The following is a 9,594-nucleotide window of genomic DNA, read 5'->3' as shown; positions in this document are numbered from 1 at the left end:
GGGCCCGAACGCGCCGCGCCCCGGCGCCAGTCCGTCCTGAGCGGCCACCGCGGCGTTGTGGGGCGCCGGCCGCCAACGGGCGAAGGCGGACGCCCGGGGGGCCCACGCCCCCCCCCCCCCCCCTGGCGGTGGCCGCGCCCGCGTAGGGCGGGCCACCGGGCGGGCGGCTACAGCTCGGGACGGAGCCGGGCCGGCGCGGCGGTGTTCTGCACCGCCGCCGCCTGGCCCTTCCCGCCGAGCGCGCTGCCGCTCTTCCACTGGGACCAGCTCAGGTTCCAGTCGCCGAAGCCGTTGTCGAACGGGGTCATCGTCTCGCCCGCGCTGTTGACGACCTGGACGACGTCGCCCTTCTGCACCTGGTCGAAGAACCAGTGGGCGTTCTCGGTGCTCATCCCGGTGCAGCCGTGGCTGACGTTGTCGGACCCCTGCGAGCCGACCGACCACGGCGCGGCGTGCACGTACTCGCCGCTCCACGTCACCCGGGTGGCCCAGTAGACGGGCAGGTCGTAGGCCTCGGAGCTGCCGGCCGAGATGCCGATGCTCTCGCTCTGCATCCGGACGAACTCCTCCTTGCCCAGCACGACCTTGACGCCGTTGCGGGTGGAGAAGCCCGGCTTGCCGGTGGTGATCGGGATCGTGCGGACGACGCTGCCGTTGCGCTTGAACGTCATCTCGTGCGAGCCGGAGTCGGTGATGGCCTCCACCCGGTCGCCGGTCGTCAGCGACAGCGGCTTGGAGGCTCCCCCGTAGAGGCTGTTCTCGACGCGGACGCCGTCCAGGGTGCTGCGCACCTCGATCTTCGCGTGCGCGGGCCAGTAGCTCTGCGGGCGGTAGTGCAAGGTGCGGTCGTCCACCCAGTACCAGGAGCCGGCCGCGGCTTCGGGACTGGCGGTGACCTGCAGGTTCTGCTCCACCTTGGCGCGCGCCGCGGGGTCCTTGACGGGCACGCTCAGCTCGGCGGTGACGGGCTGGCCGACGCCGTAGGTGCCGGCGTCGGGGCCGAAGCTGACGCGCAGCAGCTTGTCGGCGGCCGTGGTGTCGAACCCGACGGTCTCCCGGCCGGGGCGGCCGTTCCCGTCCTCGGTGCTCACCCGGACCGTGTAATGGGCCCCTGCGGCCAGCGGAGCGGTGCTGTGCCACCGTATGCCGTCGGGGGCCAGTTCGCCCTTGACGTAGCGTCCTGCGGCGTCCGTGGCCGTGACGTCGGTGATCCGGTCGTCGCCCTTGGCGGTGATCTCCAGCGGCTTGTTCGGGTCGACCTTGCCGCCGCCGGACAGGCTGTACGCCACCTGGCCCGCCGCGTCGTAGGGGGAGGCCGCCAGCGGGTCGCCCCCGTCGGCACCGCATGAGGTCAGCCCCACCGCGAGAGGGGCCACGAGAAGTGCGTATCGCATCGCCGTCCGGCGCCGGGTGAAGTGACTCATGGTCATAAGGTATGAAGAATCACCCGGAACGGCGCGTTGAGCGCATGCGAACGGGCTGGGCCCGGACACCGCGAAGGTGTCCGGGCCCAGCCCGTTCGCTGCCGGCGGTCTCCCGCCGGGTCCTACTGCGTCTGGTTCTCACCGCGGTAGTACTCGAACACCCAGCCGTAGAGGCCGATGCAGAGCATGGGGGCGGAGAAGTACAGCAGCCACCAGCCGAAGATCACACCGAGGAACGCCAGCGCGCCGCCGATGGCGAGCGAGAGCGGCTGCCAGCTGTGCGGGCTGAAGAAGCCCACCTCGCCGGCGTCGTCCGCGACGTCCGCGTCCTCGCGGTCCTGGGCCCCGGTGTCCGCCCGGCGGGCGGTGAAGGCCAGGTAGAAGCCGATCATCACGCTGAGGCCGAAGGCCAGGAAGAGCGCCGTGGTGCCGGCGGGCTCCTTGGACCAGTAGCCGTAGACGATGGCCGAGGCGAGGATGAAGACCGCCAGGCCGAGGAACATCTTGCCTTGGACCCTCACAGCTGCTTCCCCTTCCCTTCGTGCTCTTCGCCACCGGCGTAGAGGGCGCCGCGCTCAGTGTCGAGGTTCTGCTCCAGCTCCATCGCGGAGATCTCCGGGTGGTGCAGGTCGAAGGCGGGCGACTCGGACCGGATACGCGGCAGCGTGAGGAAATTGTGCCGCGGCGGCGGGCAGGAGGTCGCCCATTCGAGGGAACGTCCGTAGCCCCACGGGTCGTCGACCTCGATCTTCTTGCCGTACTTGGCGGTCTTCCACACGTTGTAGAAGAACGGCAGCATCGACAGGCCGAGCAGGAACGAGCTGATGGTGGAGATGGTGTTCAGCGTGGTGAACCCGTCCGCCGCCAGGTAGTCCGCGTACCGGCGCGGCATGCCCTCGACACCCAGCCAGTGCTGGATGAGGAACGTGCCGTGGAAACCGAAGAACAGCGTCCAGAAGGTGATCTTGCCGAGCCGCTCGTCCAGCATCTTTCCGGTGAACTTCGGCCACCAGAAGTGGAAGCCGGAGAACATCGCGAAGACCACGGTGCCGAAGATCACGTAGTGGAAGTGCGCCACCACGAAGTACGAGTCCGAGACGTGGAAGTCCAGCGGCGGCGCCGCCAGGATGACACCGGTCAGACCACCGAACGCGAAGGTGATCAGGAAGCCGACGGCCCACAGCATCGGGGTCTCGAAACTCAGTGACCCCTTCCACATCGTGCCGATCCAGTTGAAGAACTTCACACCGGTCGGAACCGCGATGAGGAACGTCATGAAGGAGAAGAACGGCAGGAGCACGCCGCCCGTGACGTACATGTGGTGCGCCCAGACGGTGACCGACAGGCCCGCGATCGAGATCGTCGCGCCGATCAGGCCGACGTAGCCGAACATCGGCTTGCGGCTGAAGACCGGGATCACTTCGCTGATGATGCCGAAGAACGGCAGCGCGATGATGTACACCTCCGGATGGCCGAAGAACCAGAAGAGGTGTTGCCACAGCAACGCCCCGCCGTTCGCGGCATCGAAGACGTGCGCCCCGAACTTCCGGTCGGCCTCCAGGGCGAAGAGCGCGGCGGCCAGCACCGGGAAGGCCAGCAGGACCAGGACACCGGTCAGCAGGACGTTCCAGACGAAGATCGGCATGCGGAACATCGTCATGCCGGGGGCGCGCATGCAGATGATCGTGGTGATGAAGTTGACCGAGCCGAGGATCGTGCCGAAGCCGGAGAAGGCCAGACCCATGATCCACATGTCGGCGCCGACACCCGGCGAGCGGACGGCGTCCGACAGCGGGGAGTAGGCGAACCAGCCGAAGTCGGCCGCACCCGCCGGCGTCAGGAAGCCGGCCACCGCGATCAGCGAGCCGAACAGGTAGAGCCAGTAGGCGAACATGTTCAGCCGCGGGAACGCCACGTCGGGCGCGCCGATCTGCAGCGGCATGATCCAGTTCGCGAAGCCCGCGAAGAGCGGCGTCGCGAACATCAGGAGCATCACGGTGCCGTGCATCGTGAACGCCTGGTTGAACTGCTCGTTCGACATGATCTGCGTGCCCGGGCGGGCCAGCTCGGCACGCATGAGCAGCGCCATGATGCCGCCGAGGATGAAGAAGAAGAACGAGGTGATCAGGTACATCGACCCGATCGTCTTGTGGTCCGTGGTGGTGAGCCACTTGATGACCACGGCGCCGGGCTGTGCCCGCTTCACCGGCAACTCGTCCTCGTACGACCCGCCGACGGCGGCCGTGCCCTGATGGGGTTCGTTGAGAATGCTCATGTGGTCTTGGGCTCCGCATTCTTGGCGTTGCCCGTGGTGGCAATGCCCGCCGGGAGGTATCCGGTCTGGCCCTTCTTCGCCAGATCCTTCAAGTGCGCCTTGTACTCCTCCGGGGAGACGACCTTCACGTTGAAGAGCATCCGGGAGTGGTCCATGCCGCACAGTTCCGCGCACTTGCCCAAGAAGGTGCCCTCCTTGCTCGGAGTCACCTCGAAGACGTTGGTGTGGCCCGGGATGACGTCCATCTTCATGAGGAACGGCACCACCCAGAACGAGTGGATGACGTCACGCGAGGTGAGGACGAACCGCACCGTCTCGCCCTTGGGCAGCCAGAGCGTCGGACCGGGGTTGCCGGTGTCCGGGTTCCTGGTGGCGGGGGTGCCGAAGTCGTAGACGCCGTCGGCGCCCACCGGGAACTTCAGCTTGTCGACGGGGATCTCGGACAGCTCCTTGGGAGCCGTCGCGGGAGACGACGCGTTGCCGTCCACGTCCTCGACGTAGTTGAACGCCCAGCTCCACTGCATGCCGACCACGTTCACCACGTGGTCGGGCTTCGCCGAGGTCGCCAGGAGCTTGTTCTCGTCACGCGCGGTGAAGTAGAAGAACACCGCGATGATGATGATCGGGACCACGGTGTACAGCGCCTCGATGGGCATGTTGTACCGGGTCTGCGAGGGAACCTCGACCTTCGTCCGGCTTCGCCGGTGGAAGATCACACTCCAGATGATCAAACCCCAGACGAGCACACCGGTCGCCAGCGCGGCGGCCCAGGAGCCCTGCCAGAGCGCCAGGATCCGGGGTGCTTCTTCCGTAGCGGGGCTGGGCATGCCAAGGCGGGGGTATTCACAACCGGTGGCGGTCACAAGGACCAGCGCCGCGGCCAGCGCCTGCGGCAGCTTCCGCCGCACCGGGCGCCGCGACGAGCGGTCGGAGCCGTTGGGACTCACGTAGCGCCTTCCCGAGAGTCTCGCCCACGCGTCCGGGTGCCCGGCCGTCAGCTGGTCGGTCGGCCCTGGCGCGGGCAGGTAGGTGTGGATGTTTATGCGGACCAAACCCTACTGGACGCTATTTGGGGTCGCGCGGGGAGGGGGTCCAACGCGCCGGGGCACTTCCCGAAGGGGTGGACCGCCATGCTCCGCATGCCGCCTGACGAACCGCCGGGCGACAGGCGTAGCGTGCCGGGCGTGTCCTACTTCGATGCGGCTTCCGCCGCGCCCCTGCACCCCGTCGCCCGCCAGGCCCTGGTAGCCGCGCTGGACGAGGGGTGGGCGGACCCGGCCCGGCTGTACCGCGAGGGGCGCCGCGCCCGGCTGCTGTTGGACGCGTCCCGGCAGACCGCCGCCGAGGCGGTGGGCTGCCGTCCGGACGAACTCGTTTTCACTCCTTCGGGCACCCTCGCGGTTCACACGGGCGTGTCGGGAGCCATGGCGGGCAGGCGGCGGACGGGCCGTCACGTCGTGGTGTCGGCCGTCGAGCACTCGTCGGTGCTCCACGCCGCCGCGGCGTACGACCCCACCGAGGTCGGGGTGGACCGCACGGGCCGGGTGGACGCCGCCGCGTTCGCCGCCGCGCTGCGCCCGGACACCGCGCTGGCCTGCCTGCAGTCCGCCAACCACGAGGTGGGCACGGTGCAGCCGGTCGGCGAGGCCGCGCGGCTGTGCCGGGAGGCGGGGGTGCCGCTGCTGGTGGACGCCGCCCAGTCGCTCGCCTGGGGGCCGGTGGAGGACGGCTGGTCGGTGCTGGCCGCCAGCGCCCACAAGTGGGGCGGGCCGCCCGGCGTCGGTCTGCTCGCCGTCCGCAAGGGCGTGCGCTTCGCTCCGCAGGGCCCCGCGGACGAACGGGAGTCGGGCCGCTCCCCCGGCTTCGCGAACCTGCCGGCCATCGTGGCGGCGGCGGCCTCGCTGCGCGCGGTGCGCGAGGAGGCCGCGGCGGAACGGGCGCGGCTGTCGGAACTGGTCGAGCGGATCCGCTCGCGGGTGCCCGGCCTCGTCCCGGACGTGGAGGTCGTCGGCCATCCGACGCTGCGGCTGCCGCACCTCGTGACGTTCTCCTGCCTCTACGTCGACGGGGAGGCGCTGCTCGGCGGGCTCGACCGCGCCGGCTTCTCGGTCTCCTCCGGCTCGTCCTGCACCTCCAGCACCCTGACCCCAAGCCACGTGCTGCGCGCGATGGGAGTCCTGTCGGAGGGCAACGTCCGGGTGTCGCTGCCGCCGGGCACTCCGGCGGCAGACGTCGAGCGCTTCCTCGACGTGCTGCCGGGTGTCGTCCGCTCGGTCCGCGACGAGCTCGGCGCCCCGGCCGCTCCCCCGGCGGCGGCCGCCGTCCCCTCCGGGCCCCAGGACTCCGCCGGCTCCCCGGACGCGCCCGCGCTGACGGTCGACTCGCTCGGCCGGCGCTGCCCGATCCCGGTGATCGAGCTCGCCAAGGTGATCGGCGACGTGCCGGTGGGCGCGGTGATCGCCGTGCTGTCGGACGACGAGGCGGCGCGGCTGGACATCCCCGCCTGGTGCCAGATGCGGGACCAGGAGTACGTCGGCGAGCGCGCGGCGGAGCGCGGCACGGCGTATCTGGTGCGGCGCAGGAGCTGACGCCCGCGCTCCCCGGGCTCGTCGGAGCGGCCGGGGAACGCGGGCGCCCGACGGATCAGACCAGGTGGGTCTTGACCTCCGCGGCGGCCTCGTGGCCGTACGCCTTGGTGAAGCGGTCCATGAAGTGGCCGCGGCGCAGCTCGTACTCCTGGGTGCCGAGCGTCTCGATGACCAGCGTCGCCAGCATGCAGCCGAGCTGCGCGGAGCGCTCCAGGGACAGCTCCCACTCCAGGCCCGCCAGGAAGCCGGCGCGGAACGCGTCGCCGACGCCGGTCGGATCGACCTTCGCCTCCTCCTCGGCGCAGCCGACCTCGATCACCGGCTGGCCGGGGCGCTCGATGCGGACGCCCTGCGCGCCGAGGGTGGTGATGCGGGTGCCGACCTTGGCGAGGATCTCGTCGCCGGTCCAGCCCGTCTTCGACTCGATCAGCGCCTTCTCGTACTCGTTGGTGAACAGGTACGTGGCGCCGTCCACCAGGAGGCGGATGTCCTCGCCGTCCATGCGGGCGAGCTGCTGCGAGGGGTCGGCGGCGAACGGGATGCCGCGGTCACGGCACTCCTGGGTGTGCCGGATCATCGCCTCGGGGTCGTCCGCTCCGATGAGGACCAGGTCCAGGCCGCCGACGCGGTCGGCGACCGGCTGCAGCTCGATCTGCCGGGCCTCGCTCATCGCGCCGGTGTAGAAGGACGCGATCTGGTTGTGGTCGGTGTCCGTGGTGCAGACGAAGCGCGCGGTGTGCAGCACCTCGGAGATGCGGACGGACGCGGTGTCGACGCCGTGCCGGTCCAGCCAGGCGCGGTACTCGGCGAAGTCGGAGCCCGCCGCGCCCACGAGGATCGGCCGCAGGCCGAGCACACCCATGCCGAAGCAGATGTTGGGGGCGACTCCGCCGCGCCGGACATCGAGGGTGTCCACGAGGAAGGAGAGCGAGACCGTGTGCAGCTGGTCCGCGACCAGCTGGTCGGCGAAGCGGCCGGGGAAGGTCATCAGGTGGTCGGTGGCGATGGATCCGGTGACAGCGATACGCACGACTGAATGCTCCTGCGGGGGCGGCGGCGAAGGTCGGCAAGGGCCGGAAGGGAACCCTGGGCAACACGGAAGAGGCACCGTCATCGTATGGGGTGCGCCCTCCGGGGCGGGAACCGGCCACCGGACACGGAGAAACTACCCGATAGTAGGGCTTACCCGTATCTGATCAAGTGCCTAGGGTCGGAGGTATGGCTTCTACTTCGTCCCCCGTGTCCCCCGTCGTCGAACCCGAATCCCGTTCCGAGTCGCTCGCCGATCTGCTCGGCGACTGCCGTCGGATGGCTCCGCACTGGACGGTCCCGGCGCATGCGGCCCGGTCGGCCGCCGCCCCATCGAGCCTGCACGGCATCACCGTGCCCCTCGCGTCCGCGCACGTCGTGGACGGTATGGCGGAGTACGGCGCCTGATCCCGCCGGCCGCTCGGGCAGGTCGCCGGCCCGCCCGGTGGGAACCGTGCGGGCCCGGGCTCCGTCACAGCTGCAACTGACGGTACGGAGCCGAGGGAGCAGCACGGTGAGCACCGAACGCAACGACGACACGACGGACCATCCCCTTCCGCGCCGCCGCCTCAGGTCGCCCCTGGCCGTCGCCGCGATGGCCGCGGCGGTCCTGGTGGCGGGCGGCGGCGGGGCCTACTGGGCGACGAACGCGGGCAACGCCTCGGACCAGCGGGAGAGCGGGGCACCCGCGCCACTCGCGCTGGACAGCGCCAGGAACGACGTGGCGGCGGGCACGGGCAGCGGCAGCGCGTCGGCGCCCGGCGCGCGGTACCAGGTCGTCAAGCCGCTGCCCGCCGGCCCGAAGGCGGCGCCGGTCTTCCGGCCGCACGGGCAGGTGACGCAGGCGGCCGTCGAGAAGCTGGCGAAGGCGCTGGACGTACCGGGACCCGTCAAGCTCGACCACGACTTCTGGCGGGCGGGCGGCACCCCGGACGGCAGCGGCCCCTTCCTGCAGGTGAACCGGTCCGGCGAGGGCAACTGGTCGTACTCACGGCTCGGCCCGCTCGCCAAGTGCTACCGGACCCCGCCGTCGAAGCCGGACGCGCCGATCGCTCCGGACGCGGGCGGCCCCGGCGCGGGCGGCCCGGACTCGCCGGTCTGCTCCGGCCCGCCGGCCGCCTCGGCCGACGCCGCGTCCGGCTCGCCGGCGGCGTCGGCCGATTCGGGAACCTCGACGTCCTCCGTGGACGCGGGCACGTCGGCGTCGTCCGCGGGACCGACCGGCACGTCCGGGCCCGCGGTCTCCGAGGACCGGGCGAAGCAGGCCGCGGCGCCGGCCCTGGCCGCCCTCGGACTGACCGCCGCCAAGATCGACGCGAGCGAGACGGCCGGCGCGGTGCGGATGGTGAACGCCGACCCGGTGGTGGGCGGCCTGCCGACGCACGGCTGGCGCACCACGCTGCGGATCGGCGCGGACGGGCAGCTGAGCGGCGGGTACGGCCTGCTGGCCGCGCTCGACAAGGGCGACCAGTACCCGGTGGTCGACGCCGCGCAGGCCCTGAAGGAGCTGCAGGGCGCCGGGACGGGCGGCGCGGACCACGGGGTCGGCGGTACGTGCCCGTCGCTGCTCCCGAAGCAGCCGACGGCGCCGAGCGACGACAAGACGCTGCCGCGGAGCATGCCGTGCGTGCCGGCCGCCGAGCAGAAGCTCGAGGTCCGGGGCGCCGTGTTCGGGCTGTCGGCGCAGTTCGTCTCGGGTGCGCGGGCGCTGGTGCCGTCCTGGCTGTTCGACGTGGCGCAGGCCGGGGTGACCAGGACGCACACCGTCGCCCAGCCGGCCGTCGAGGCGCGCTACATCCAGCGGGACGCGCCGGGCACCGGCCTGCCGGGCGAGCAGCCGGGCGGCCCGGGCACCACCGGGCCGACGCAGCCCGCCGACCCGGCCGAGCCGGTGACGCCGACCGACCCGAAGGCGCCGCAGAAGCAGAAGGCCGTCTCGTACACCGTGCACGGCAACGTCCTGGAGGTGCACTTCTGGGCCGGGGTCTGCTCGACCTACGCGGCGACCGCCGAGGAGTCCGCGGCGGCGGTGACCGTACGGATCACGGGCACGCCCGACCCCGCGAAGCGCGTCTGCATCATGCTCGCGAAGGACACCACCCGGACCGTGCGGCTGGAGCGGCCGCTCGGTGACCGCAAGGTCGTGGACCTGTACGACGGCGCGATCGTGCCCGCGCTCAAGTAGGGCTCGGGCACGGCTGGTGGAACGACGAAGGCGGGGGGGCCCCCCCCCCGGAGGGGGCGGCCCCGGGGGGGGGTGGGGGGAGGGGGTGGAGGC

8 protein-coding genes are annotated in these 9,594 nt (G+C 71.5%); 3 read left to right on the top strand and 5 right to left on the bottom strand.

The window, feature by feature from the left end:
* Positions 1–167: 167 nt before the first annotated feature.
* The 4 genes from ABZ721_RS40475 to coxB all read right to left on the bottom strand — a co-directional run bounded on the left by ABZ721_RS40475 (position 168) and on the right by coxB (position 4,646).
* On the bottom strand, positions 168–1,424 hold the full coding sequence (locus ABZ721_RS40475) for an Ig-like domain-containing protein (protein WP_358793847.1): 1,257 nt from the start codon (positions 1,422–1,424) through the stop codon (positions 168–170).
* Positions 1,425–1,546: 122 nt separating this feature from the next.
* Positions 1,547–1,945 carry a cytochrome c oxidase subunit 4 gene (locus ABZ721_RS40470; protein WP_358793846.1) on the bottom strand — a complete coding sequence of 133 codons (399 nt, stop codon included), beginning with the start codon at positions 1,943–1,945 and terminating at the stop codon, positions 1,547–1,549.
* Positions 1,942–3,699, bottom strand: a complete 1,758-nt coding sequence (gene ctaD / locus ABZ721_RS40465) for a cytochrome c oxidase subunit I (protein WP_358793845.1) — start codon at positions 3,697–3,699, stop codon at positions 1,942–1,944. Before ctaD ends, ABZ721_RS40470 begins: the two co-directional genes overlap by 4 nt.
* On the bottom strand, positions 3,696–4,646 hold the full coding sequence (coxB, locus tag ABZ721_RS40460; protein ID WP_358793844.1) for a cytochrome c oxidase subunit II: 951 nt from the start codon (positions 4,644–4,646) through the stop codon (positions 3,696–3,698). The genes ctaD and coxB overlap by 4 nt, the downstream gene beginning before the upstream one ends.
* A 237-nt stretch (positions 4,647–4,883) precedes the next feature.
* On the opposite strand from coxB, the gene ABZ721_RS40455 reads away from it, so the two are divergent.
* A complete protein-coding gene (locus ABZ721_RS40455; protein ID WP_358793843.1) occupies positions 4,884–6,287 on the top strand; it encodes an aminotransferase class V-fold PLP-dependent enzyme in 1,404 nt (467 codons plus the stop codon).
* Between the two features lie 55 nt (positions 6,288–6,342).
* Here ABZ721_RS40455 and ABZ721_RS40450 read toward each other — a convergent pair whose 3' ends face one another.
* Complete coding sequence (locus ABZ721_RS40450; RefSeq protein WP_358793842.1) at positions 6,343–7,317, bottom strand: carbohydrate kinase family protein; 975 nt, start codon at positions 7,315–7,317, stop codon at positions 6,343–6,345.
* A gap of 188 nt (positions 7,318–7,505) precedes the next feature.
* Between ABZ721_RS40450 and ABZ721_RS40445 the strand changes: the two genes are divergently transcribed.
* Together ABZ721_RS40445 and ABZ721_RS40440 are read left to right on the top strand one after the other, a co-directional pair.
* Positions 7,506–7,724, top strand: coding sequence for a hypothetical protein (locus tag ABZ721_RS40445; protein ID WP_358793841.1), 219 nt, complete (start codon positions 7,506–7,508; stop codon positions 7,722–7,724).
* Positions 7,725–7,830: 106 nt separating this feature from the next.
* On the top strand, positions 7,831–9,501 hold the full coding sequence (locus ABZ721_RS40440) for a hypothetical protein (RefSeq protein ID WP_358793840.1): 1,671 nt from the start codon (positions 7,831–7,833) through the stop codon (positions 9,499–9,501).
* Positions 9,502–9,594 lie beyond the last annotated feature (93 nt).

Source organism: Streptomyces sp. NPDC006733 (assembly GCF_040636125.1).
In the GTDB taxonomy this organism is placed as follows: domain Bacteria; phylum Actinomycetota; class Actinomycetes; order Streptomycetales; family Streptomycetaceae; genus Actinacidiphila.
The sequence above is the reverse complement of the archived record's forward strand: the minus strand, read 5'-3'. Positions and strand labels throughout refer to the sequence as shown.

Bases quoted from the DNA above. Each gene is read 5' to 3' on its own strand.
- ctaD (WP_358793845.1), bottom strand. From the start codon at position 3,699: ATGAGCATTCTCAACGAACCCCATCAGGGCACGGCCGCCGTCGGCGGG.
- ABZ721_RS40475 (WP_358793847.1), bottom strand. From the start codon at position 1,424: ATGAGTCACTTCACCCGGCGCCGGACGGCGATGCGATACGCACTTCTC.
- ABZ721_RS40445 (WP_358793841.1), top strand. From the start codon at position 7,506: ATGGCTTCTACTTCGTCCCCCGTGTCCCCCGTCGTCGAACCCGAATCC.